21 protein-coding genes are annotated in these 25211 nt (G+C 68.2%); 5 read left to right on the forward strand and 16 right to left on the reverse strand.

Features of this window, described 5'->3' with window-relative positions:
- Nucleotides 1-4 precede the first annotated feature (4 nt).
- From MC375_RS10255 to rlmJ, 5 genes are all read right to left on the reverse strand, one after another.
- Nucleotides 5-514, reverse strand: coding sequence for a phosphoglycerate mutase family protein (locus MC375_RS10255; RefSeq protein WP_242103303.1), 510 nt, complete (start codon nucleotides 512-514; stop codon nucleotides 5-7).
- 116 nt (nucleotides 515-630) lie between these two features.
- The gene (gene mfd, locus MC375_RS10260; protein WP_242103304.1) at nucleotides 631-4122 is read right to left on the reverse strand and encodes a transcription-repair coupling factor; all 3492 of its coding nucleotides are present in this window, start codon (nucleotides 4120-4122) and stop codon (nucleotides 631-633) included.
- 115 nt (nucleotides 4123-4237) lie between these two features.
- Nucleotides 4238-4819 carry a GNAT family N-acetyltransferase gene (locus MC375_RS10265; protein WP_242103305.1) on the reverse strand — a complete coding sequence of 194 codons (582 nt, stop codon included), beginning with the start codon at nucleotides 4817-4819 and terminating at the stop codon, nucleotides 4238-4240.
- 69 nt (nucleotides 4820-4888) lie between these two features.
- On the reverse strand, nucleotides 4889-5812 hold the full coding sequence (locus MC375_RS10270) for a DUF808 domain-containing protein (RefSeq protein ID WP_242103306.1): 924 nt from the start codon (nucleotides 5810-5812) through the stop codon (nucleotides 4889-4891).
- A 58-nt stretch (nucleotides 5813-5870) separates the two neighbouring features.
- Nucleotides 5871-6728 (reverse strand): 23S rRNA (adenine(2030)-N(6))-methyltransferase RlmJ, encoded by an 858-nt coding sequence (gene rlmJ, locus MC375_RS10275; RefSeq protein WP_242103307.1) that lies wholly within the window; start codon nucleotides 6726-6728, stop codon nucleotides 5871-5873.
- Nucleotides 6729-6785: 57 nt separating this feature from the next.
- On the opposite strand from rlmJ, the gene creB reads away from it, so the two are divergent.
- The 5 genes from creB (at nucleotide 6786) to MC375_RS10300 (ending at nucleotide 11959) form a co-directional block, all read left to right on the forward strand.
- Nucleotides 6786-7457, forward strand: coding sequence for a two-component system response regulator CreB (gene creB, locus MC375_RS10280; protein ID WP_277929431.1), 672 nt, complete (start codon nucleotides 6786-6788; stop codon nucleotides 7455-7457).
- Nucleotides 7458-7459: 2 nt separating this feature from the next.
- Nucleotides 7460-8887 (forward strand): two-component system sensor histidine kinase CreC, encoded by a 1428-nt coding sequence (gene creC / locus MC375_RS10285; protein WP_242103308.1) that lies wholly within the window; start codon nucleotides 7460-7462, stop codon nucleotides 8885-8887.
- Nucleotides 8888-9000: 113 nt separating this feature from the next.
- Nucleotides 9001-10314 carry a cell envelope integrity protein CreD gene (gene creD, locus MC375_RS10290; protein WP_242103309.1) on the forward strand — a complete coding sequence of 438 codons (1314 nt, stop codon included), beginning with the start codon at nucleotides 9001-9003 and terminating at the stop codon, nucleotides 10312-10314.
- Nucleotides 10315-10463: 149 nt separating this feature from the next.
- Nucleotides 10464-11081, forward strand: a complete 618-nt coding sequence (locus tag MC375_RS10295) for a GNAT family N-acetyltransferase (RefSeq protein WP_242103310.1) — start codon at nucleotides 10464-10466, stop codon at nucleotides 11079-11081.
- Nucleotides 11078-11959, forward strand: a complete 882-nt coding sequence (locus MC375_RS10300) for a carbon-nitrogen hydrolase family protein (RefSeq protein WP_242103312.1) — start codon at nucleotides 11078-11080, stop codon at nucleotides 11957-11959. Before MC375_RS10295 ends, MC375_RS10300 begins: the two co-directional genes overlap by 4 nt.
- Nucleotides 11960-12038: 79 nt before the next feature.
- Here the strand turns inward: MC375_RS10300 and MC375_RS10305 are convergent, their stop codons facing one another.
- The 11 genes from MC375_RS10305 to phoR form a co-directional block, all read right to left on the reverse strand.
- Entirely contained in the window at nucleotides 12039-14834 is a 2796-nt protein-coding gene (locus tag MC375_RS10305; protein WP_242103314.1) for a S8 family serine peptidase, read from the reverse strand.
- 116 nt (nucleotides 14835-14950) lie between these two features.
- Nucleotides 14951-15499 carry a phosphatase PAP2 family protein gene (locus MC375_RS10310; RefSeq protein ID WP_242103316.1) on the reverse strand — a complete coding sequence of 183 codons (549 nt, stop codon included), beginning with the start codon at nucleotides 15497-15499 and terminating at the stop codon, nucleotides 14951-14953.
- Nucleotides 15477-16628, reverse strand: coding sequence for a glycosyltransferase family 1 protein (locus tag MC375_RS10315; protein ID WP_242103318.1), 1152 nt, complete (start codon nucleotides 16626-16628; stop codon nucleotides 15477-15479). Before MC375_RS10315 ends, MC375_RS10310 begins: the two co-directional genes overlap by 23 nt.
- A gap of 83 nt (nucleotides 16629-16711) precedes the next feature.
- A complete protein-coding gene (locus MC375_RS10320) occupies nucleotides 16712-17416 on the reverse strand; it encodes a M23 family metallopeptidase (protein ID WP_242103320.1) in 705 nt (234 codons plus the stop codon).
- A 25-nt stretch (nucleotides 17417-17441) separates the two neighbouring features.
- Complete coding sequence (locus tag MC375_RS10325) at nucleotides 17442-18674, reverse strand: L,D-transpeptidase (protein WP_242103322.1); 1233 nt, start codon at nucleotides 18672-18674, stop codon at nucleotides 17442-17444.
- Between the two features lie 46 nt (nucleotides 18675-18720).
- Entirely contained in the window at nucleotides 18721-19386 is a 666-nt protein-coding gene (locus MC375_RS10330) for a murein L,D-transpeptidase catalytic domain family protein (protein WP_242103375.1), read from the reverse strand.
- 197 nt (nucleotides 19387-19583) lie between these two features.
- Nucleotides 19584-19901, reverse strand: a complete 318-nt coding sequence (locus MC375_RS10335; protein ID WP_242103323.1) for a hypothetical protein — start codon at nucleotides 19899-19901, stop codon at nucleotides 19584-19586.
- Entirely contained in the window at nucleotides 19898-20098 is a 201-nt protein-coding gene (locus MC375_RS10340; RefSeq protein ID WP_242103324.1) for a hypothetical protein, read from the reverse strand. The genes MC375_RS10335 and MC375_RS10340 overlap by 4 nt, the downstream gene beginning before the upstream one ends.
- Before the next feature lie 77 nt (nucleotides 20099-20175).
- On the reverse strand, nucleotides 20176-21717 hold the full coding sequence (gene ppx / locus MC375_RS10345) for an exopolyphosphatase (protein WP_242103325.1): 1542 nt from the start codon (nucleotides 21715-21717) through the stop codon (nucleotides 20176-20178).
- On the reverse strand, nucleotides 21714-23804 hold the full coding sequence (gene ppk1 / locus MC375_RS10350) for a polyphosphate kinase 1 (protein ID WP_242103326.1): 2091 nt from the start codon (nucleotides 23802-23804) through the stop codon (nucleotides 21714-21716). Before ppk1 ends, ppx begins: the two co-directional genes overlap by 4 nt.
- Nucleotides 23801-25135: a phosphate regulon sensor histidine kinase PhoR gene (gene phoR, locus MC375_RS10355; protein ID WP_242103376.1), complete on the reverse strand. Its 1335-nt coding sequence runs from the start codon at nucleotides 25133-25135 to the stop codon at nucleotides 23801-23803. The genes ppk1 and phoR overlap by 4 nt, the downstream gene beginning before the upstream one ends.
- Nucleotides 25136-25211 lie beyond the last annotated feature (76 nt).

A 25211-nucleotide genomic window follows, 5' to 3' on the forward strand; every position in this document is an offset into this window, starting at 1 on the left:
CGACTCAGAAATGCTCATGGGTCAATTGCGGGGTTGCGCCGGCGGCGTTCGTGACCCGATACAGGTCGCCATAGTCGTTCTCGGCGAGCGGCGACACCGCGCAGCCGCACAGTGCCGCGACGATGTCGGGAACGGTATTGCTGTGGCCGACCACCAGCACGGTGCCCGAAGCATGATCGCGGCGCAGCTGCGCCGCCAAAGCGCTCGCCGGAAAGTCGGCGTCGTAGGCGATCACGGTGACGCCGTGCGCGTCCGCTGCAGGCTGCGCGGTCTGGCGAGTGCGACGGTATTGGGTCGCATAGGCGGCCACGATTGGCTGGTCCTGGAGATTTCGCGCCAGTGCCCGTGCGCGTTCCTGTCCGGCTTCGCTCAGCGACGGGTCGCGCGGATCATCCTTGGCCTTCTCCGCATGCCGGACCACGACGAAGGCGACCGACGCATCTCTTGCCTGCGCCGCAGCGCACGCTGTTGACAGCAGCAGGCAGAGGCAGGCGAGCAGGGCGGACAGGCGCATGGGTTGGCTCCGTTCAGAGACGCTAACGATCGAGCTGCCGCGATATCGCCGAGCAGTCGATCCTGCACGATAGAGGATATCGAGAACGTTGCCCGTCGCTTCGGACCATCGCGCCATCAGGCGGCCGGCCGCAGGGTGGTAAGCAACCCTCGTGCCGCATTGAACCGGGTCGCCGCGTCGGGCAGGTCCAGCTTGACCCGCAGCTTATCCGGGCCGTCCATCTGGTAGTGCCTGGGCTGACCCTGGATCATGCGGATGATCGACATCGGGTCGACGTCGGGCTTCTCGACGAACTGCACGCGCCCGCCCGCGGGGCCCAGCGCCAGCTTGCGGATGCCGAGGCGGGTGGCCTGCAGTTTGAGTTCGGCGATGGCGAACAGGTGCTTGACCGGGTCGGGCAGCAGGCCGAAGCGGTCGATCATTTCGACCTGTAGCTCGCGCAGCTCTTCCGCGTCGCGTGCGCTGCTGATGCGCTTGTACAGGGTCAGGCGCGCGTGCACGTCGGGCAGGTAGTCCTCCGGGATCAGCGCAGGCAGGCCCAGCTCGACTTCGGCGCCGCGATGCAGCGGCTCGTCGACATCGGGCAGCTTGCCCTGCCGGATCGAGCGCACCGCGCGTTCCAGCAGTTCGGTGTACAGGCTGAAGCCGACCTCGGTCATCTGCCCGCTCTGGTCCTCGCCGAGCAGTTCGCCCGCGCCGCGGATTTCCAGGTCGTGGGTGGCCAGGGTGAATCCTGCCCCGAGTTCGTCCATCGACACGATGGCCTCGAGCCGCTTGCGCGCATCGGCGGTGATGCTGCGCGCATCCGGCACCACCAGGTAGGCATAGGCGCGATGGTGCGATCGGCCGACACGTCCGCGCAGCTGGTGCAACTGTGCCAGCCCGAACTTGTCGGCGCGGTTGATGATGATGGTGTTGGCGTTGGGGATGTCGATGCCCGATTCGATGATGGTCGAGCACAGCAGCACGTTGAAGCGCTGCTTGTGGAAATCCAGCATCACCTGCTCGAGTTCGCGCTCCGGCATCTGGCCGTGGGCGATTCCGATTCTGGCCTCGGGCACAAGCTCGGCCAGTTCGCGCTGCATCCGGCCGATGCTTTCGACGTCGTTGTGCAGGAAATACACCTGTCCGCCGCGCGCGAGTTCGCGCTGGAACGCCTCGCCGAGCACACCGCTGTTCCAGGGCATCACGAAGGTCTGCACCGCGAGCCGGTGCGCGGGAGGCGTGGCGATGATCGCCAGGTCGCGCAGGCCGGCCATGGCCATGTTGAGGGTGCGCGGAATGGGGGTGGCGGTCAGCGTGAGCAGGTGCACGTTCGCGCGCAGCGCCTTGAGCGCCTCCTTCTGGCGCACGCCGAAGCGCTGTTCCTCGTCCACGATCACCAGGCCCAGGTCCTTGAAGCGCACGTCCTGCTGCAACAGCCGATGGGTGCCGACGATGACATCGATCTTGCCTTCGGCGAGGCGCTCGAGCTCGGCTTTGTTCTCCTTGGCCGATTTGAAGCGCGACAGCGCCTCGACCTTCAGCGGCCAGTCGGCGAAGCGGTCGCGGAAGTTGCGGTAGTGCTGCTCGGCGAGCAGCGTGGTCGGCACCAGCACCGCGACCTGCTTGCCGGCGGTCGCCGCGATGAAGGCCGCACGCACCGCGACCTCGGTCTTGCCGAAGCCGACGTCGCCGCAGACCACACGGTCCATGGGCTGCGCACTGCCCAGGTCGCGGATCACCGCCTCGATCGCGGCGTGCTGGTCCGGCGTTTCCTCGAACGGGAAGCTGGCCGCAAACGGTTCGTACAGCGCACGGTCCACTTCCAGCGCCAGGCCCGCGCGCGCCTGGCGCTTGGCCTGGATCTCGAGCAGTTCGGCGGCCACATCGCGCACCTTTTCCTGTGCCTTGCGCTTGGCCTTGGTCCACTGCTCTCCGCCGAGGCTGTGCAGCGGCGCCGTGTCCGGCGATGCGCCGGAATAGCGGCTGACCAGATGCAGCTGGCCGACCGGCACGTACAGCCGGTCGCCCTTGGCGTATTCGATGTCGAGGTACTCGCCGGGCTGGCCGCCGGCGTCCAGGGTGATCAGCCCGCGATAGCGGCCGACGCCATGATCCTCGTGCACGATCGGCGCGCCTTCGCTCAGTTCGCCCAGGTCGCGGATGATCGCTTCGGGTTCGCGCCCCGCGCGCTTGCGCCGGCGCGGCTGCGCGGCGCGCTCCGGGAACAGCTGGCGTTCGGTGAGGACGGCGATCTGCGGATCGTCGAGCGCGAAGCCATTGTCGAGCGGGGCGACCGCGATGGCGAAGCCGCGCGGGTCGGCGGCGGTCCGGCCTTTGGCGGGCGTGTACGCTTCGAGGAAACTCGTAAAGTCCGGCAGGACTTCCGGCTGCAAGGCGGCTGCCTGCAATACCTCCAGCAGGGCTTCGCGCCGCCCCGCGGTGTCCGCCGCGATCAGCACCCGCCCCGGATAATTCGCCAGAAACGTCTTCAGCGCGGCGGCAGGCTCGGCATCCTTTGCGGCGAGGGGCAGGTCGGGTGCGGGCTGGTCGCCCAGGGGCTGCGCGTCGGCGCGGCGCGGATGGCCTGCGTCGCAGACTTCGATCCGGCTGCCCTGGTTGAGTCGTTCGCGCAATGCGTCTGGTGACAGGTACAACTCGCCCGGGGGCAGCAGCGGACGCTCGATGTCGTGGCGACGCTGTTCGTAGCGTTCGCCCACGGTCTGCCAGAAATGGTCGGCCGCTTCGTGCACGCCTTCGGCCAGCACCGGCAGCGCGTCCTTGCCGAGGTAGTCGAACAGAGTTGCGGTCTGGGCGAAGAACATGGGCAGGTAGTACTCGATGCCCGCCGGCGCCAGCCCGGCCTTGAGGTCCTGGAACAGCGCGCTGCGCCGGGTGTCGATGTCGAAGCGATCGCGCAGGGCATCCATCGCGCGCTTGAGCGCCTCATCGTCGAGCGGCACCTCGCGCCCGGGCAGCATCCTGACCGCCTCGGTCCGGTCGAGCGAACGCTGGCTTTCCGGGTCGAACGCGCGGATCGAGTCGATCGCATCGTCCAGCAACTCGACCCGGTAAGGCCGGTCCGCGCCCATCGGATAGACGTCGAGCAGGCCGCCGCGCACCGCGAAATCCCCTGGGTCGAAGACCTGCGGCACGTTGCGGTAGCCGGCCGATTCCAGGCGGCGCTTTTCCGCATCCAGATCGAGCGTTTGCCCGACCCGGACATCGAAGCTGCTGCCGATCACGTAGCGCAGCGGCGGCAGGCGCTGCATCAGCGTCTGCACCGGCACGATCACGATTGCGCGCTTGAGCGTGGGCAGGCCGTGCAACGCGGCCAGGCGCTGCGACACGATGTCCGGATGCGGGCTGAACTGGTCGTAGGGCAGGGTTTCCCAGTCGGGGAACGGGATCACCGGCACGTCGCCGTCGGCACCGAGCAGGGTGCGCAGATCCGATTCGAGCTGGTGCGCCCCGTGGTTGTCCCTGGCGACCACCAGCAGGGTGCCCGCATGCGCGCTGGCGGCACGCGCGATCGACCACGCCAGCGCGGAAGCCGAGGCGGGCGCACGCCACCAGGCGCGCTGCTGTCCGGGCCTGGGGAGGGGAGGAACGGGAAAGACGGGCATGGGCGAAATCACGGAAAACAGGGGCAGCGCCGGAACGTGAAAACGGCCGGCGCGAAGGGGCGGGATTCTAGCGTGCAGGGTGTTGCGACGACGAATTGGATCGCACCCGCAGGTGCTAATTCTCCACGGCTGCGGGCGGCTCGCCGGGCCGTGTGGCCCGCTTCTTCAGATCCAGCACCACCCGCACCATCCCCGGTGCGTCGCCGTGCTCGCGGCGGAAGCCAAGCGATTTGGCCAGGGTCAGCATCGGCTGGTTGTGCTCGAGCACATCGCCATACAGATGGTCCAGCCGTTTGCCGCGGGCCCAGCGGACCAGCCGCTGCATCAGCTGGCGGCCCAGGCCCATCTCGGCGATGTAGTGGCTCACCAGGATCGCGAACTCCGCACTGCGCGTGTTGGGGATCACCGCGGCGCGCGCGACTGCGCCGACCAGGGCTTCGCCCGGCGGCAGCGGTTCGGCGGCCACGAGCACGAACTCGGTGTGCGGATCTGGCCGGCACAGGCGATCGGCCATCTCCTGCGTGAGCTCCTTCAACGCATAGAGGAAGCGGTGCCGTACCTCCTCGGGCTGCAGCAGGTCGAAACCCGCACGCAGCGGCAGCGCGTCATCCGGCCGGATCGGCCGGATCAGCACCTCGCGCCCGTTGGTCAGGCGCAGTTCCTGGTGCCATGGCGGTAATCGGTTGCGTGCAGCCATGCGCACTATGCTCGCATGAAATCGGTCTCGCCCGGCGTGAAAATGCGCCGTGACCGGCGCGCGATCCGGTCAGGATGCCGAGGCCGCGGGTCTGGATTTGCGCAGTTTTCCGATCATCGACACCACGAACAGCACGATGGCGCCGGCCACGATTCCGACCACGGCGTTGAACAGGTTCGAGGTGAGCCAGCCCAGGCTGGCGTTTGCCAGCGGTTCGATCAGGTGGTGCAGCGCCGGAATGCCGTGCACCAGGATCCCGCCGCCGACCAGGAACATCGCCGCCGTTCCGGCCACCGACAGGAATTTCATCAACAGGGGCGCAGCGCGCAGGATCGCGCGTCCGGTGCCACGGGCCAGCGCGGAGGCATCGGGCTTGCGCGTGAGCAGCAAGCCGAGATCATCCAGCTTGACGATGCCTCCGACCAGACCGTAAACGCCCACGGTCATGATCAGCGCGATCGCCACCAGCACGGCGATGCGCTGCAGGAACGGCACCCCGGCAACCGTGCCGAGCGAGATCACGATGATTTCGGCCGAGAGGATGAAATCGGTGCGGATCGCACCCTTGATTTTGTCCTTTTCGAACTTGACCAGGTCGATCTTCTCGTCCTTCACCGCCTCCAGCAGCTGGACGTGGTGTTGCACATCTTCATCCCGGCTGTGCAGGAATTTGTGCGCAAGCTTCTCCACGCCCTCGTAGCACAGGTAGGCGCCACCGATCATCATCAATGGCACCACCGCCCAGGGAGCGATCGCGCTGATGACCAGCGCGGCCGGCACCAGGATGGCCTTGTTCACCAGCGAGCCCTTGGCCACGGCCCAGACCACCGGCAACTCGCGGTCCGGATCGACCCCTGCGACCTGCTGCGCATTCAGCGCCAGGTCGTCGCCCAGCACGCCGGCCGTCTTCTTGGTGGCGACCTTGGTCATCACCGACACGTCGTCGAGCAGCGTGGCGATGTCGTCGAATAGGGCGAAGAAGCTCGAGGCCATGGTAGTCAGCAGGTGGCGTGAAGCCGGATTCTGTCACAACGTCCGCGCACGCCCGGCTTCACCCCGGTTCGCGCAGCCACTCCACGCGCGTCGACGCGCCCGCTTCTCCAAGCGCCGCCCGCAGCTGTTCGAGCGCCGGTGCAATGGCCTGGGCGAAGCGCCACGGCGGGTTGAGCAACAGCAGGCCGCTGCCGTTCATCCGTAGAGGCGAATCGTCGGCGCGGACCAGCAGTTCCACCAGCAACGTGGATTTCGATTCGAATCCGGCCGCCTTGCGCAGGAACGGCCGCAGGAGCCGGCGCTGCTTGATCGGATACCAGAGCGCGAACATGCCCTGCGGCCAGCGTGACAGCCCTTCGCGCAGCGCCAGGCGCGCCGCGTCGAGTTCGGCCAGCTGCGCTTCGTAGGGCGGATCGATGAGCACGAGCCCGCGACCGATCCGCGTGGCGCCGTCGCGCGGCGGCAGCAGCGCGCGCAGCGCGGCGTAGCCGTCGCGCTCGTGCACGGTGACGCGCGGATCGGCGGCGAAGTTGGCCCTCAGCCGCGCTGCTTCCACCGGCTGCAGTTCGCAGACCGCGATGCGATCTTGCGGGCGCAGCGCATGCGCCAGCAGCCAGGGCGAACCTGGGTAGGACTGCGGCCCGTGCAGGGCGTGGCAAGCGCGCACGGCTTGCAGGTAGCGGGCGATCAAGGGGTCGCGCTGCGGCCGCGCCAGCAGCCGAAACACGCCGTCATCAGCCTCCGCGGTGCGGCGGGCGGTTTCGCCATCGAGCGCGTATAGACCGCGACCGGCGTGGGTATCGAGCGCGAAGCAGGGCGTGGGCTTGGCCACCAGCGCCTCGCACAACGCCAGCAGCACGACGTGCTTGAGCACATCTGCATGGTTGCCGGCGTGGAAGGCATGGCGGTAGTTCATGGGTTCGGCCTGGCCAAAGCGCTCCTACAATAGCCGCAAGCCCGTTCGGCCCTGCGTATGCCCACCATCCTGCTCGCCGAAGACGAGTCCGCGATCGCCGCGACGGTGCTGTATGCGCTGCGGGGCGAAGGCTATGCGGCCGAGCATGTGCTGCTGGGCGGCGAGGTGGTGCCGCGCCTGCGGCAGGGCGGGGTGGACCTGGTGCTGCTGGACGTGGGGCTGCCCGACCGCAGCGGCTTCGACGTGTGCCGCGACCTGCGCGCCTTCTCCGCGGTGCCGTTGATCTTCCTGACCGCGCGCAACGACGAAGTCGACCGGGTGCTGGGCCTGGAACTGGGCGCCGACGACTATATCGGCAAGCCGTTCTCGCCGCGCGAACTGGTGGCGCGGGTGCGCGCGCGCCTGCGCCGGCATGCGAACGAAGGTCAGGCGCAGGCGCGTGGCCGCTTCGAGCTGGACCCGGACGGGCATCGGATCCGTTATGACGGCCAGGCGCTGGACCTGACCCGGTACGAGTACGCCCTGCTGGCAGAGTTGCTGCGGCGACCAGGTGCGATCCTGAGCCGCGCGCAGCTGCTGGACCGTGCCTGGGAGGCTGCGCTGGAGAGCGGGGAACGAACCGTGGATACCCACGTGAAGACGCTGCGCGCCAAGCTGCGCGCGGTCGTCCCGGGCAGCGACCCGATCCGCACCCATCGCGGCGTGGGCTATTCGCTCGACGTCGACTGACGATGAAGATCGGTCTGCGGGTCCTGCTCGGGTATTTCGTCATCGTGGCGCTGGCGGCGCTGCTGCTGGGACGCGTGTTCGTGCAGCAGGTCAAGCCGGGCGTCCGCCAAGCGATGGAGGACACGCTGGCCGATACCGCCAACGTCCTGGCCGAGCTGGCTGCCGACGATCTGCTGGCGGGGCGCATGAACGACGGGCGTTTCGCGCAGCGCGTGCGCGCGCTGCAGGGCCGCGACATCGGTGCGGAGATCTGGGGGTTTCCCAAGCGCGAGGCGAGCTATCGCATCACCGTGACCGATGCCCGCGGCATCGTGGTGTTCGATTCCGCAGGACGCGAGCTGGGACGCGACAACTCGCGCTGGAATGATGTCTATCGCACCCTGCGCGGCCAGTACGGCGCCCGATCCACGCGCGAGGTGCCGGGCGACGACAGCACGTCGGTGATGTACGTGGCCGCACCGGTGCGCGACGCGCAGGGCCGGATCGCCGGGGTGCTGACCGTGTCCAAGCCCAACCGTGCGATGGCGCCGTTCATCGCCCGTAGCCAGGGCGTGATCCTGCGCTGGGGCTTCGTGCTGCTGGGCGTGGCCCTGCTGATCGGCCTGCTCGCCGCTTGGTGGCTTTCGCGCCAGCTTGGCGGACTGCGCCGCTATGCCGACGCGGTGACCGCCGGGGAACGCACGACCCTGCCGCAATCCGCGGGCGAGTTCGCCGCGCTCGGCCGCGCGCTGGAGACCATGCGCGACCGGCTGGAAGGCAAGCAGTACGTCGAGCGCTACGTGCATGCCCTGACCCATGAACTGAAGAGCCCGCTGGCCGCGATCCGCGCCTCGGCCGAGCTGCTGGAATCCCCGCTGCCCGACGAGGACCGCAGACGCTTCGCCGAGGCCATCGGCGCGCAGAGCGAGCGCCTGACCATGATGGTCGACAAGCTCCTGGCGCTGGCAGCCGTGGAGCACCGGCAAAGGATCGAGCAACCCGAGCCGGTCGATCCTGCCGCGCTGGTACAGGCGGCGGCGGAAGATGTCCGGTCGCAGGCGCAGGCGGCCGGCGTGCAGCTGGTTGTCGAGGCGGAGGAAGGGATGCCTGCGCTGTCGGGCGATAGATTCCTGCTGCGGCAGATGCTGGTGAACCTGCTCGACAATGCCATCGACTTCTCGGCCCGCGGTACCAGCGTGGAAGCCAGCGTGCGCCGTCAGGACGCCGGAATGGTCTTCATCGTCGCCGATCGCGGATCGGGCGTGCCTGACTATGCAGTGGAGCGCGTGTTCGAACGCTTCTATTCCCTGCCGCGTCCCGGCACCCAGGCGCGCAGCAGTGGCCTGGGCCTGAGCTTCGTGCGCGAAGTGGCGGCCCTGCACGGCGGCCGGGCGCTGTTGCGCAATCGCGAAGGAGGCGGCACCGTGGTCGAGGTTGTGCTGCCCACCTGACTCGCGCGAACAGCAGTCGTCCGCGGTTCCGCTTCACCTTCGCCTCACACAAGCGCCTTCGTCCCTCCTCGCAGCCGGCGGATCCTGTCGCCATCGCAACGAAGGAGAGTGCCATGCGCCTGGGCTTGAAGATCCTGATGGTGGCTGTGCTGACCGTCATCATCCTGGTGCCGCTGACCATGATCCGCGGCACCATCCACGAGCGGCAGCAGTACCGGCAGGAAGCGGTCGAGAGCATTTCGCGCAGCTTTGCCGGCGTTCAGCGCATCGCCGGCCCGGTGCTGGTCGTGCCCTACACCGAGACCATCGAGGTCGAAGAGCGCAACGACAAGGGCGAGGTGATCCGCAAACTCAAACGCGATGGAGAGCAGGGCATCTGGACCTACTTTCCCGAAACCCAGGACCTGCGCGGCCGCCTGGTGCCCTCCACCCGGCGCCTGGGGCTGCACGAAGTGCGGGTCTACGAGCTGCGTGGCGCGCTGGCGGCGCGGTTCCACGTGCGGATTCCCGCCGATGCCGACCCGGCACTGCCGCGCAAGATCGGGCGCCCGTGGTTGAGCTATGGCATCGCGGACGTGCGTGGGTTGGCGGGCTCGCCGGTCCTGCGCATCGACGGAAGTGAAGCCGCGCTGCAGCAGGGAATGGGCAGCCGCGAGCGTTCCGGCGTGCATGCGAGCCTGGAGCCGCCGGCCGCCGGCAGCGAGTTGCGCTTCGACAGCAGACTGGAATTCAACCTGGGCGGCACCGAGTCCCTGTCGGTTTCGCCGCTCGCCAAGCGCAACCGGATCGTGCTGGATTCGTCCTGGAAACATCCTCAGTTCAACGGCGATTTCCTGCCGCGCTCACGCAGGATCGACGGAAACGGATTCCACGCCGAATGGGAAGTGTCGTCGCTGGCGAGCAATGCCCAGGCGCAGTACCTGGGCAATACCGAACTCGATGCGATCGGCGTGTCGCTGGTGGACCCGGTCAATGTGTATTCGCAGACCGATCGCGCCAGCAAATACGGGCTGCTGTTCGTGGCGCTGACCTTCGTCGGTTTCTTCATGCTCGAGCTGGTCAAGCAACTGCGCATCCATCCGATCCAGTACGGCCTGGTGGGGCTGGCGCTGGCGATCTTCTTCCTGCTGCTGCTCGGCCTGTCGGAACACATCGTGTTCGGCTGGGCCTATCTTGCCGCCAGCATCGCATGTGTCGGCCTGCTGGGCTTCTATGTCTCGCATGTGCTGCACAGCCGGGGCCGCGGTTTCGGATTTGCCGCGATGCTGGGCCTGCTTTACGCGGCGCTGTACGGCCTGCTGGTGTCGGAAGACAACGCGCTGGTGCTCGGAGCGGGCCTGCTGTTCCTGATCCTGGCCGCGATCATGGTGGCGACCCGCAAGGTGGACTGGTATCGCGTCGGCGAACAGGCGGCGCGGCCGGCATGAGCCGGGGCGATTCCCGGCGCGAGACGGAACGTTGCGGCCTGCGCCTGCGGCCCGCGATGGCGACGTTGCCCCGGCGGATCGCGGGCGCAGCCTGCGTCCGCACCGCGTCCGGGTCGGCACTGGCGGTGCCTGCGCCTAGAATCGCCGACATGGACGACAATGACATCGGCTTGCGTGTGCTCTCGGGCGCGGAAATCGCCCCCTACCTGGACGATGTCGCGCGCCTGCGCATGAGCGTGTTCCGCGCATGGCCGTACCTGTACGACGGCGACATGGATTACGAGCGGCGTTACCTGGCGACCTATGGACGCTCGCCGGACAGTGTGTTCGTACTCGCCATGGCCGGCGGCGCGGTTGTGGGCGCCTCGACCGGCATTCCGCTGGCACACGAGACCGCGGAATTCCAGGCGCCGTTCCGGGATCGGGGCATCGACCCGGACCGGGTCTTCTATTGCGGCGAATCGGTGCTGCTGCCCGAGTGGCGCGGCCGCGGGATCGGCCATGCCTTCTTCGATCGGCGCGAGGCGCATGCGCACGCACTCGGGCGCTTCGACTGGACTGCATTCTGCGCGGTCGAACGCGACCCCGATGATCCGAGGCGGCCGGTCCAGCATCGCGGCAACGAGGCGTTCTGGCGCGGACGCGGCTACCAGCAGCAGCCGGGGATGACGATCGAACTCGACTGGGACGAAGTCGGCGTCGGGGCAACGGGCCATGCGCTAACGGTCTGGATGCGACCATTGCGGGATGGGGCTGCCGGTTCGTGAAGGTCGCCGTTGCCAAGTACGCGGTCGGCGCCCCGGATCGCTTCGATGCCTTTGCGCAGCGGCAGTCCGACCTGCTTCGGGTCGCGGCTGCGGAGGGTGCGTCGATCGCGGTCCTGCCGGAGTACCTGGCCCTGGAACTTGGCGCAGGCTTCGAACCGGATGTGCGCGCCGACCTGCACGCCTCGCTCGCCGCCCTGCAGCGTCATCACGCCGATTGGCTGTCGTTTTTTGGGGGGCTCGCGCGCGACACCGGAATGACGATCGTCGCCGGCAGTTTCCTGCTGGACGCCGGTGGCGGTCGCTATCGCAATCGCGCCTACGTGTTCGCGCCCGATGGGCGCCACGACTGGCAGGACAAGCTGCAGCTCACCGGCTTCGAAAACAAGGCGGGTGTGATCGAGGGTGGCGACGCTCTGAAAGTGTTCGAAGCCGGCGGGCTGCGCTTCGGCATCTCGATCTGCTACGACGCGGAATTCCCGTTGCCGGTGCGCGCGCAGTGCGAGGCCGGCGCGCGGCTGATCCTGGTGCCCAGCTGCACCGATACCGCCGCCGGCGCGACCCGCGTGAGAGTGGGTTGCCTGGCGCGCGCGCTGGAAAACCGCTGCTTCGTGGCGCAGGCGGTGACCGCGGGCGAGGCCGCGTGGAGCCCGGCGCTGGACGTCAACACCGGCGAGGCCGCGCTGTACGCGCCGATGGACGTGGGCCTGCCGGACGATGGCGTCGTCGCCGTCACGCAGGGCGAACAGGTGTGGGCCATGGCGGAGCTGGATTTCGAAGCGCTCGAAGCCAGTCGGGCTGTGGCGCAGGTGGCGAACGATCGCGACTGGCCGGGGCAGGGCGCACCGCACATCGCGCGCGCGCACGTAGTGCGCTTGTAGTCGCCACGCGGCAAGGTGCCGCCGCCGGAAAGAAGAGGCCCGGGCATTGCCCGGGCCTTTGCGGCACTTCGGCCGCTGCCTACTGTCCGTACACACCCACGTGCCGGCTCGCGGCGGCGGCGAACGCAGCGCGCGACACCGTGCGGCCCGGGTCGAAGTACGCATGCAATACCGGCTGCAGGTCGAACGGCCCCTGGGTCAGGGCGAAGCGCGCATCGATCAGGCCCAGGTCCAGGGCGAGCTGCACGTAGCCGCGCAGCGGGGCCGGGATCGATGCGGCGTCGTCGATCGGGATGCGCACACCGTCATGCAGCACGCTCACTCCGGCGTTGCTCGCCTTGGTGAGGCTGCTGTCCAGGGTATAGCTGGCGGCGGCGGTGGCGTAGGCCTTGATCTGGTAGGTATAGGTGCCTGCCCGGGTCACGGCGTAGCTCAGCGTCTCCGGGTTGCCGGTGGTCGCAGCGGACGCCACTGGATTGCCGTCCGGGTCCAGCAGCACCAGATCGATATCCTGCGCGGGCACGCCGCTGTCCCAGGTCAGCAGCGCCTGGATGCGGCTGACGTCGCTGCCAACCTGGATCGGGACCTGATCGGTCTGCATGCCGTCCACCGATACCCCGAACGCGCCGGAGTAACGCGTGGTCTGGATTCCGGTGGCCAGGGCCTGCGCCTGTGCTTGCAGGCCCAGGCTTTGCACCAGCGAATAGGCCAGGCTGACGCGGGTGACCACGTCGGTCGGGCGGAATGCACCGTTGAGTCTGCCCATCACGGCATCCTGGCGATGGCTCAGGTCGCGTTGCGCGGCGCCGCGCGTGGCGACGGCTTCCGCGAACGGAAGCAGCGGGTCCGAAGCGGAAACATCGGAGAAGCTCGACAGGCCCGATAGCGGCAATTGCTGGCGCACGCCCGATCCCATGGTCAGATAGTTGGCCATTTCGCCGCGGGTCAGCGCCTGGTCGGGACGGAAGTAGCCATCGCTGTAACTGTCCACAAGCCGGTTGGCCACGCCAAACTCGATGAACTGCCGTCCCGGATGGGTCGCGATGTCGCGCAGACCGCTGAACCCGTCGATGCGCAGCTGCTTGACGTTGACGTCGATGGTGCCGGGAACGCCATAGCCATTGGTGACCTTGGCCGGGTCCAGCGCCGCGCCCGAGACCGAACCGACGCCGCGCACGGTCAGCGTCCAGGTGCCGGGTACCCCGGGCGCGGTCACCGCGATGTTCTCGCCCAGTACCGGCAGCGCGATCGAGGAACCGTAGCGGTTGCCATTGGGATCGGTCAGCGAGATCGCCACCGTATTGTCGCCGACGTTGGCACGCGCGGCGACCACGGCGATGTCGTTGCCGACGGTGAACTGCTGCGATCCGGTGGGCCCGACCGGGCTGAAGTCGATGGCGTAGTCCTGGCTGCTGCCGATGGATACGTTGGCGTTGGCGTTGAACGTACGGTTGGCATTGACCGTCTTGCCGAAGCCGCCGTTGCCCAGCGCCTTCTGCACTGCGGCGTAAGCGTTGACGTAGCCGGCTCCGGTCTCCCAGGACTCGTTGCCGGGAATGTTGCTGGCGGTCTCCTGCAGGATCCGCTTGACCTCGCGCCAGGACATCGACGGGTTCGCTTCCAGCATCAGCGCGACGACGCCGGCGATATGAGGCGCCGCCATCGACGTGCCGGACATATGCGTGTACTGGGCGGCCAGCGCAGGCCCGAGCACTTCCACGTCGGTCTGTGCAGCGGTCTTGTCGATCGTGCCGAGCGAAGCGCGCGTCGAAACGATGTCCACGCCGGGCGCGGTCACCGTAGGCCGATCGGCCCAGGTGTAGCTCTGGCCATCGATGACCACGGTGCCGCCCTTGCCGGCTTCCCCGCGCGAGGAAAAATCAGCCAGCCGTCCCTGCTTGTCGCCGGCCGCCACGGTCACCACCCACGGCGCCTTCTTGAAGTTGCCGGTGATGGTGCCTTCGCCGGAGCCGGCATTGCCGGCCGAGAACACCACCACCACTCCGCGGTCGGACAGCGCCTTGGTCGCGATGTTGGTGGGATCGTCGGGATCGAATTCGGTGCCGACGTCGCCGGTATTGCCGAATGAGTTGGACACCACACGGATGTTGTATTGCGCCTGGTGGGTGAGGGCGTAGTCGAAGCCGCCGACCGTATCCAGGACGAACAGCGCAGCGCCCGAGCCATATCCGATGATGCCGGCGCCGGGTGCCACGCCTTCGAAATCCAGACCCGAAGCGGCGCCGTTGCCGCCGATGATGCCGGCGCAGTGGGTACCGTGACCGCCGCCGATATCGGTGTTCGCCACACCCTCGATGTAGGTCACCGGCAGCAGGGTATCGACCGCATGCAGGTTGGTCTGCGCGGCCACGTTCTGCTTCACGTGCTGCGGGTATTTGAGATCGGGATGCAGTCCGTCCACGCCAGAGTCGTTGACCAGCACCCCGATGCCGCGGCCACTGACCGGAAGGCCGGCGATGCGGATGTTCTCGTCGGTGCGCAGCTTGTCCACGCCGGTCAGCGCGGTGGCTTCGCGGTTCTCGAAGGACAGCGGCGCGTTGTGCCAGACCGAACGCACCTCGGGCATCTGCAGCAGCGCCCGCACCTGGGCGGGAGTGGCGCGCACGCCGACGATCGGCAGCGCACGCATGCTGACACCCCGCAGCCCCAGCCCCGTCAGCGCCTGCATCTGCGAGGCGCTGGCCGGACCATCGCCGTGGAAGCTGACGATCACTTCCAGGGTTTCGCCGGCGGCGACTGCCGGCAGCAGACGTTCGAGCTGCAGATCGAGCTTCCTTGCTTCGGCAAACATGGGTGTGGCGAAGATCGCGGCCGCGAGCAGGCTGGCGCGCAGGACGTTCGAAGCGGAAGGCATGTGGTGAGCCCCTGGAATCGGCGCGGAGTGCGCACTGCGCAGCATCCGCAGCTCTGCCACGGCGCGCATCGGGGTGATCCCTCAACCGGCGCGGGGGGAAACCCCCGGACCCGGGGTCAGAATAGGGCGGCGTCCGGCACCAGCCAGAGCGATGTGCCGGCCAGCGTGCTGCCGATGACGGTGGCGGCCAGCACATCGCTGGGATAGTGCAGGCCCAGCACCACGCGCGAGGCAGCCACGCTGGCACTGAAGGGAATCAGCAGCCACGCGAGCATCGGGTAGTAGGCGAGTGCCACCAGGGTGAAAGCCACCGCGTGCAGCGTGTGCCCGGAAGGGAAGCTGAATTCGTCCAGCGGTGCGACCCAGGCCCGGATCCGCACGTCGCTGGCGAACGGACGCGGCCGTTTCGTCCAGCGCTTGAGCAGTTTGTACAGCAGCAGCGAGGCCAGACCCGTCGCCGCCATGTGCCCGGCCGCCTGCGGCCCGTTCGAGCCGCCAAGCGCGATCATGCCGAGCATCAGCGCATACCAGGCGACACCGTCGCCGAGCCGGCTGACCGCGGCGAAATAGCGCAGCACGCCGGCACGCGCGCACCAGCGGTTGGTCCGCAGGCACCAGCCCGCGTCGTGCAGGGCGATGCGCTCAGGCAAGGGCGGGTTGCGCATCGTGCTCGCTCCGCAGGCGGACGATCCGTTGCAGCAAGTCGTCGAAATCGGCCGAGACCTGCGCCGGGCGCAGCTTGCGCACGCCTTCGCGCGCCTCGACGCCCATGCTCCGGCGGGTCGCGTCGTCGCAACCCAGCCGGCAAACCGCGGCGACGAATGCCTCGTCATCGCTGCCCTCGATCGCGACGCCGTTGACGCCGTCGATCAGATGCTCCCTCGCCGCGCCATAGCGGAAGGCCACCGTCGCCACGCCGCTGGCCATGGCCTCGATGGTCACGTTGCCGAAGGTTTCCGAATGGCTCGGGAACACGAACAGGTCGGCGCTGGCGAAATGCGCAGCCAGATCCTCGTCGCGGCGCAGCCCGCAGTAGACGAAATCCGGATTCGCCCGCTGGATGCCCGCCAGTTCAGGGCCTTCACCGACCCAGACGAAGCGCGCATCGGGGCGTTGCTGCTGCAGCGCGCGGAAGGCGCGCACCGCCAATGGCAGGTTCTTCTCCGCTGCCACACGACCGAGATAGATCGCAGCCACACCGTCGGGCGCCACGCCCCATGCATCGCGCAATGCCTGGCTGCGGCGCGCCGGGTCGAAGCGCGTCGTATCGACTGCGCGCGGCAGGTGCACCACATCGCTGAACCGCTCGCCGTTGAGGAAATCGGCCAACTCGCAGGTCGGCACCAGGGTGGCGTCGGATGTGTTGTGGAAGCGGCGCATCCAGGCCAATGCGACCGGCTGCAGGAACCCGACGCCGTAATCATGCGTGTATTCGTCGAACCGGGTGTGGAAACCCGATGCGACGGGAATGCCCAGGCGCTGCGCGGTGCGCATCGCCGACCAGCCCAGCGGACCCTCGGTGGCGATGTAGATCGCGTCCGGACGGCGCCGCGTCCACAGCTTGCGCAGGGCACGGTGCGCTGGAAAACCAAAGCGCATGCCCGGATAGCGCGGGATCTGCGCGCTGGGCGTCAGCAGCTCATGCGGTGCAGCGACCTGGTCCGACGTCTGCCGCGGACGCACGACATCGACTTCGTGGCCGCGGTTGCGCAGACCCTGTTCCTTGGCCAGCACGGTGAGCGCAACGCCGTTGACTTCCGGCGGGTAGGTCTCGGTGACGATCGCATAGCGCATGCGCGGCTCCTCGTTTCGGGGAGCGTGCGCCGCGCGCATGAAGCGCCGATGTCAGAACCGTGTCGCCACGGTGACAGGGGCCGCTAGCCGCCCCGCAGCAGTGGATAGGGGTTGACCGGCGTCCCTTTCCACCACTGCTTCTCGGGCCCGAGCAGGAAGATGGCGAAATGCAGGTGTGGACCGTCCGGGCTGGCGTTGCCGGTGCTGCCGACGGTGCCGATCACGTCGCCGCGCCGCAGCTGCATGCCTTCGTGCAGGCCCGGCGCGTAGCTGTCCAGATGCGCGTAGTAGTAGGCGTAAGTGGCGGAGGGGTCGAACTGGTAGACGGTCAGGCCGCCTGCGTCGCTGGTGAACAGTTTTTCGACCTTTCCATCCACCGCGGCCACCACGGGAGTTCCGCGCGGGGCCATGATGTCGAGCGCTTCGTGGATGCGGGTGCCGCCGCGCGTCTGGTTGTAGGTGTCCCCGAGCTGTTCGGGACGGACGCCGCGGACCGGCATCAGCAGCGCGGTGCCTGGAGGCGTCGCGGACGGCGCTGCTACGGGTGGTGCGGAGCTCACGGGCGCCGCGGGCGGAGCAGGAGACGGGGTCGTCGGACCGTGCGGTTCGCCGCTCCGATCAGGTTCGAGCGGGGCTGCGACATTGCCGTCTGCCGAGGCCCGGACCGTACTGGTCGTCGCAACCGCCGGCGCACCCACGCCGCCGCGATCATGCCGCGTCATCAGGAAGTAGACGACGTTCGCGCCGACCAGAACGCCGGCAATGAACAGCAGCAGTCCCTTGAGCATGGCTCGCTCCCGTCTCCGTTCGCCGTCAGTCCTGCAGGGTCGCCGGCATGCCGGGAGAGACGACCCTGGCCAGCGCTTCCACGCTCCAATTGGTCATCCGGATGCAGCCGTTGGACTCGCTCTTGCCGATCTTGGCCGGCTCGGCCGTGCCGTGGATGCCGTAATGATCCTTGGACAGGTCGATCCAGGTCGTGCCCACCGGATTGTTGGGGCCTGCCGGAATTTTCGCCTTGCGGTCGGTCTTCTTGGTCCCGGCGATCAGCTTGGGATCGAAATGCCAGACCGGATCGCGGGCCACGCCATTGATCTTCCACTCGCCGATCGGCAGCGGGAACTGCGCGCTGCCGGTGGTCACCGGAAACTGTCCCAGCACCTTGCCCGAATCGTCCAGCAATTGCAGCGCCGAGAGCGATTTGCTCACGACCACCTTGGCCGGTTTGGGCAGATGCGCGGCGGCAGCGACATGGGGCACGGTGATGGTGGTTCCGGCCACGCTGAAGTCGACGTTCGGATTGAGCTTGTTCAGCAGCGCCGGGCTGGCATGGAACTTCTCGCCCAGCGCTTCCTCGACCGAGGAATACGGCAAGGCATCGAGTTGCGATTTCGCCATGGTGTCCGCCGGGATCTCCCGGAACGGCCCATCGACATCGTCCTGGGTCAGGGTGTACTCGACCAGGATCGGCGCGGTGTCGGCGTTGAGCCGCTCCCAGGTCGCGGCGTCGAGTTCGCCGGTCGCGGGCAGGTCGTGCGCCTTCTGGTAGGCGGCGACTGCGCGCGCCTGATTGCTGCCGACCGCGCCGTCGATCTCGCCCGGAGAAAAGAATGCGCGTTCCAGCAGCACCTGTGCGCGCAGTGGGCTGTCCTTGGCCAGGGTCGCATCGTCTTCCGCGGCCGTCGCCAACGCTGCCGGATCGATCACGACGTCTTGCTGCGAGGGCTGCGTGACGGCGCCGACCGTGGGGTCTTTCGCGGCCGGATCCGATGGAGCGACGGGCGGCGTGTCATCGGTGGCTTCGATCATGACCTTCGACAGATCAATGCCGGTGTCGGCGATGCCTTCGCCCACGGCGGCCGGCTGCGGGGCAGCTGCCGGCTGTGGCGAAACGGGAGCGGATGGCGGTGCCGGCTCGGTCCCGGCTGCGGATTGGGAAGCCGACGGCGTGGACTGGATGCAGGCGCTCAGGCCGGCGGTCAGCGCGAGCAGGGTCGCGAACGAGGTGGAACGTACCGGCAGCAGCATTGCCTTGGAAGATCGCATTGGGGTTCCCGATGAGATGTCAAATCGGGCGCGATCCTGCTGCGGCTCAACGTGCTGCAGCGTGAAGGGCACCTCCGCCGGCAGTAATGCGTTCATCCTGGCGACAGCCCAGGTAGCGCGAACCAGTCAGCCAGCGTTCGTCGGGGTAATAGGCGAACAGCATCTGCCCCTGCTTGAGCGAATCGATCACCTCGCGCGCCACCTGAGGCCGCAGCGCGGGGCAGCCGAGGCTGCGACCGAGCCTTCCCTGTGCGAGTGCCTTGAGCGGATCGACGTACCAGGCGCCATGCATCACGATCGCGCGCTGTCTGGCCAGGTCGTTGACGCCGGGTTCGAGGCCGTCCATGCGCAGCGAATAGCCGTTCTCGCCATCGTAGGTTTCGGCGGTGCGGAACAGGCCGATGCTCGATTGCAGGCTGCCTTCGACGTTGGAGAAACGCCGCGCGAGGTTGTCGCCGGTATTGCGGCCATGGGCGACGAATTCGCTGTACAGCAGGCGTTCCTGCGCCAGATCGAAGACCCACAGGCGTTGTTCGGTCGACGGACGCGAATAGTCGATCACGGCCAGCCGCCGGGCCATGGGCGCATCGCCGTGGGCGGCCGCGCACTGTTGCGCCTCCAGGGCCAGGCGAATCACCTTGGGATCGGCGACGCCCGCCAGCGTGGCGAGCTTGGTGGCGAGGTCGGGGGGCGCAACCGGAGGCGCGACCATAGGCGCGATGGTCGGTCTGGGGATCGGAGGAGGTGCGGTAGCCGTCTGCTGCGCCTGGCGCGGAACGCAGCCCTGGCTGAGCAGCAGTGCCGAAGCCAGGGCGGCAAACCTGAAAGGGCGCAGGGTCATCGCAGCAGGATACCGGGCGCCGCCCTCACATACCTGACTCACGGCGCACGCCCGTTACCGGGCTGCGTTCAAGGGGCGATCACTGTCCCCAGCACCCGCCGGGTTTCCTCTCCGTCCCGGCGCCCGAGCGCTTCGGCGGCCTCGGCCAGCCATTGCAGTGCCGCATCCGGGCCTGCGTCTTCGACCCGCCGCTGGTACTCGGGCAGCAGCGCGCGCAGGTCGTTCGCCAGCTGGTCGGCCCTGGCCTGGAAATGCCGCCGCATCACCCCTTCGCCGACATCGTCCAGCTCACCCGCCTCGCGCATCCGCGCTAGCTGGGCTTCGATGTCGCCCAGCACCGGCACCTGCGCTTCGGGCAGGTCCCCTTGCGGGGACGGCAGGATCACGAAGTGAAACCCCTGACGTAGCTGTTGAGGGCGGTCTGCGCGACCTCGGGCAAATCCACACCTTGCTGCTGCATGGTCTGGCCGATCATCTGGGTGCCGACGTCCACTGCCATGCGCATGAGTTCGCTGGTGCCGCCGGTGACGTAAGCGGCCGCGAGACGGGCCGCGATGTCGACGATATCGCCGATGCCGAACATGGGAAGCCTCCTGCCATTGGGACGCCTGCAGTTTCGCCGCTTGCAGTGGCCGGGCAAGCTGGGGCGGACCCTAGGGTTCAGGTCCCCACCGTCTGCAACCTGATCCCGAGTCCGGCCATGTCTTCGGGCTCGCCGAGCAGGTCGGCCCTGAGCAGGGGCCGGCCATCGAGCCAGCCCCGGGGCAGCCGGAGTTCCAGCGCGTTGCCGTCCGCGGTGAGCTGCAGCTCCGGCAATGGCGCATTTTCCTGCGAGCGGTTGAGCAGCACTGCCAGCCGCAGCAGGGCCGCGCAACGACGGGCGGCCGGAACCAGGCGGTCGGGCAGGGCGTCGAAGGCGGATTTGGGGATCCCGCGGCGATGCGTGCGCACCAGCGCCGCCAGGAACCGCTGGTCCTGCTGCGAGAAGCCGGCGATATCGGAGTTGGCCAGCACATAGGTGCCGTGCACGTGGTACTGGCTGTGGGCGATCGCCAGGCCCACCTCGTGCAGTCGCGCGGCCCAGGCCAGCATCTGACGCGCGTCCGCATCCAGCGACCAGGCGTCTGCGACGCGATCGAACAGCCGCATCGCGGTCGCCAGCACCCGATTGGCCTGTGCGGCATCCACCCCGTAGCGCTGGGTGAGGGCGTGGACCGACGCCTCGCGTGGATCGTCGGCGCCGCCGCGCCCGAGCATGTCGTAGAGCACGCCCTCGCGCAGCGCGGCTTTGCTCACCGCCATGCGCTCGATGCCGAGCACTTCGAACGCGGCTTCCAGCACCAGGACGCCACCGGCGATCACCGGCCGCCGGTCGTCGGACAGGTCCGGCAGGTCGATGCGGTCGATCTCGCCGGCCATCAGCATCCGGTCGCGTACCTGCAGCAGCGCCTCGGCGGTGATCGCGCCCTTGGTCAGCTTCATCGCGGCGCAGATCCCGCCGATGGCCTTGATCGTGCCTGAAGAGCCCAGCGCCTCGTTCCAGCCGACGCTGCGATAGCGGCGCGCGAACTGCTGGAATTCGGCTTCCACCTCGATCGACGCCTCCCTCCACTTCTTCCTGGTCAGTTTGCCGTTGCCGAAGAACCGGCGCGTGCTCGCCACGCAGCCGACCTGCAGGCTTTCGCGTTCGCGCGCATCGAAGCCGCTGCCGATGATGCACTCGGTGGAACCGCCGCCGATGTCGATCAGCAGCCGCGTCTGTCCGGGCTTGGGCGGCTGCGCATGGGCAACGCCCAGGTACACCAGACGCGCTTCCTCGCGACCGGACACTACTTCGATCGCGTGGCCCAGGGCGGTTTCCGCCGGCATCAGAAACGCCTGTGGCGAGGCCAGCGCGCGCACGGTGTTGGTGGCGACTGCGCGTACCCGCTGCGGCGGGATGTCGCCGATGCGCTGGCCGAAGCGCGACAGGCATTCCAGCGCACGCTGGCGGACCACCGGATCCAGTCCACCTTTGCCGTCCAGTCCCTCGGCCATGCGCACGGTTTCGCGTAGCCTGTCGACGATCCGCAGCTGCCCCAGCGTATGTCGCGCAACCACCATGTGGAAGCTGTTCGAACCCAGGTCGAGTGCGGCGAGCAGGTCGCCGTCGCTCAGCGCGGAGCCGACCGGTTCCGGGTCCTGGCGCGCGGCGTCGTTCATCCGCAGATGCCGGCCAGCAACGAGTGTTGCGCCGAATGCGGCGTGGTGCCCAGCTCGGCTGCGAGCTTGCGGTACACGCCGTCGGATCCAAGCTCCCAGGCGTTGAAGGTATCGGCCAGATAGTTGTCCAGCGCCTGCTCGCGCACGCGCCGCGCGAGTTCCGGGTCGAGGATGGGGAAGCAGGTTTCGACCCTGCGCAGCAGATTGCGCTCCAGCCAGTCGGCGCTGGCGCAGAACAGTTCGGGCTCGCCGCCATTGGCGAACCAGTACACGCGGCTGTGCTCGAGAAACCGCCCGACGATGGAGCGCACGCGGATGTTGTCGGACACGCCCGCGACGCCCGGACGCAGGGTGCACGCGCCGCGCACGATGAGCTCGATCGGCACGCCGGCCTGCGAGGCTGCGTACAGGGCGCGGACCACATGCGGTTCGTTGAGCGCGTTCATCTTCGCCACGATCCCCGACGGCCTGCCGGCGCGCGCATGGTCGGCCTCGCGCCCGATCCGTTCGAGCACGCCGGGCAGCAGGGTGAAAGGCGATTGCAGCAGGCGCTTGAGCCGGATCGCCGGCGCCAGGCCCGAGAGCTGCTGGAAGATCTGGTGGACGTCGCTGCCGATCTCCGGATCCGCGGTGATCAGGCCGATATCGGTATAGACGCGTGCCGTGCCGGAATGGTAGTTGCCGGTGCCCAGGTGCACGTAGCGGCGCAGCTTGCGGCCTTCGCGCCGTACCACCAGCAGCATCTTGGCGTGGGTCTTGTAGCCGACCACGCCATACACGACCTGGACGCCGGCATCCTGCAGCCGGTCGGCCAAGCCCAGATTGGCTTCCTCGTCGAAGCGCGCGCGCAGCTCCACCACCACGGTCACGTCCTTGCCGTTGCGCGCCGCCTGGATCAGGTGTTCGACGATGGCCGAATCCTTGCCCGTGCGGTACAGGGTCTGCTTGATGGCCAGGACGTTGGGATCCGCGGCGGCCTGCTTGATCAGTTCCAGTACCGGCGCGAACGAGTCGAATGGATGGTGCAGCAGCACGTCGCCGCCGGCCACCCGTTCGAAGATGCTTTCCGAGTCGCGCAGCTGCCGCGGCTGGAACGGCGGAAACTTCAGGTCCGGCCGCGCGACCAGGTCGTAGACCTGCACCACGCGACTGAGGTTGACCGGACCATTGATGCGGTAGACGGCATTTTCCGGCAGTTCGAAGTTGCGCAGCAGCGTGCCCACGATCGCATCCGGGCAGTCCTGCGCGATTTCCAGCCGCATCGCGCGCAGGTAGCCGCGCCCGACCAGTTCGTCGCGCAGGGCCAGCGCCAGGTTTTCGACTTCGTCCTCGTCCAGGATCAGTTCGGAATTGCGGGTCACACGGAACTGGTAGGCGCCCTTGACCTTCATGCCGGGAAACAGTTCGTCGACGAACGCCGATAGCACCGTGGACAGGAACACGAAGTCGTGGAACTGGTCGCCATCGCCGTCGGCATCGGGCAGGCGGATGATCCGCGGCAGCGAGCGCGGCGCGCGCACGATCGCCAGGTGCCCCTCGCGGCCGAACGCGTCGCGGCCTTCCACAACCACGACGATGTTGAGCGACTTGTTGAGGATTTTTGGGAACGGATGGGCCGGGTCCAGCCCCAGCGGCGAAAGCACCGGCAGGATCTCGTCGCGGAAATAGGTGCGCAGCCACGCGACCTGTTCCCGGGTCCATTGATCGCGCTGCAGCAGGCGGATGCCCTGCTCGGACATGGCCGGCCGCAGGACCTCGTTCCAGCAGGTGTACTGCGCATCCACCAGTTCGGCCGCGCGGTCGTGGATCCGCTTGAGCACGGTGACGGGCGACAGCCCGTCGGCAGGCAGCGGGGTGCCGAAGTCCTGCGCATGGCGGACGGTGGCGGCGCGGATCTCGAAGAACTCGTCCAGGTTGGTGCAGCTGATGCACAGATAGCGCAGGCGCTCGAGCAGCGGCATCGATGGATCCTGCGCCTGCGCCAGGACCCGGAAGTTGAAGTCGAGCTGCGACAGTTCCCGGTTGAAGTACAGGGAGGGGTCGGCGAGCGGGTCGCCATCGGCCGGGAATTCGGGCAGTGCGTTCATGCGGAGCGGACGATGGTGGTCGACATGGCGTCGCGGGCGTGTACCCGCTCGCCGCCGAAGTGGCAGGAGAACGTGCTGCCGCGCCCGACCTCGCTGCGGATCTGCAGCCGCGCCTGGTGCAGCTGCAGCACGTGCTTGACGATCGACAGGCCCAGCCCGGTTCCGCCGCTTTCGCGCGAGCGGCTGGTGGAGACCCGGTAGAAGCGCTCGGTGATCCGGGGCAGGTGCGCGGCGGGAATGCCATAGCCGCTGTCCTCGACCGCAAGCACCGCGCCGCCATCGTCGCTGCGCGCGAAGCGGATGACGATGCTGCCGCCCGCCGGTGTGTACCGGATCGCGTTGCTGACCAGGTTCGAAAACGCGCTGTGCAGCTCCTTCGTGGAGCCCCACAGATCGACCATGGCGCTGTCCTCGACCTTGACCTGGTGGCGTCCCTGGCTCAGCGCCTCGGCCTCGCGCCGCAGCGTGGCCAGCATGGGCGCCATCGCCACGTTCTCGTCGGGTAGTGCGTCCTGCGCCTCGAGCCGCGACAGGGTGAGCAGGTCTTCCACCAGCTGGGTCATGCGCTGGGACTGGCGGCGCATCTCCGCCAGCATCGGCGCCCATTCGGGCTGGTCATCCGGGTCGAGCATGTCGAGATAGCCATGCACCACGGTCAGCGGCGTACGCAGTTCGTGTGACACATTGGCGACGAAATCGCGACGCATCTGCTCCAGCCGCATCATCTTGGTCACATCGCGCGCCACCAGCAGCCACAGCTCGTCCGAATAGGGAATCAGCCGCAGATTGAGCCGCAGGTCCGGGTTGACCGGCGAGGCGACATCCTGCAGTGGTTCGGCGCTGCGGCCGCCACTGAGCCAATGGGCCATGGGCAGCGGTTGCAGGCGCGCGCCGAGCGCGGCGCCGATGTCCTGCGGGTAGCGCAGGCCCAGCAGCGGACCGGCGGCTTCGTTCAGCCACTGCACCCGCTGGCTGTTGCGCTCCACGACCACCACGGCATCCGGCAGCGCCGCGGCGGCTGCGCGGTAGGCGCGCAGCATCGCCACGAGGCGGCGCTTGCGGCTGCGCATTTCGCTCTGACCGCGATGCAGCAGGCGATCGAGTTCGTTCCAGATGCCGGTGCCCTGCGGCGGTGCCAGGCGTTGGCGCGCGGTCAGGCGCAGGAGCACGTTGCGCAACTTCCAGTAATGCCAGGCGACCACGCCGAGCGCGGCCAGCGTAAGCACCGGCCACGGCTGCCCGACGAGCAGACCGGCCGCCAGTGCGGCGGCCAGGATCAGCACCAGTTGGCCGAGTGTCTTGGTCCAGGCGGAGCGCGCGCGTGCGGGCATGGGGAGCAGTGTATTCAACTGGCTTGTCGTCCGTGATGTAGGCGACCGCCAGCGTGACTGCCCAACGTGACAGGAG

Source organism: Lysobacter sp. M2-1, from assembly GCF_022662495.1.
Taxonomy (GTDB): domain Bacteria; phylum Pseudomonadota; class Gammaproteobacteria; order Xanthomonadales; family Xanthomonadaceae; genus JAKPBU01.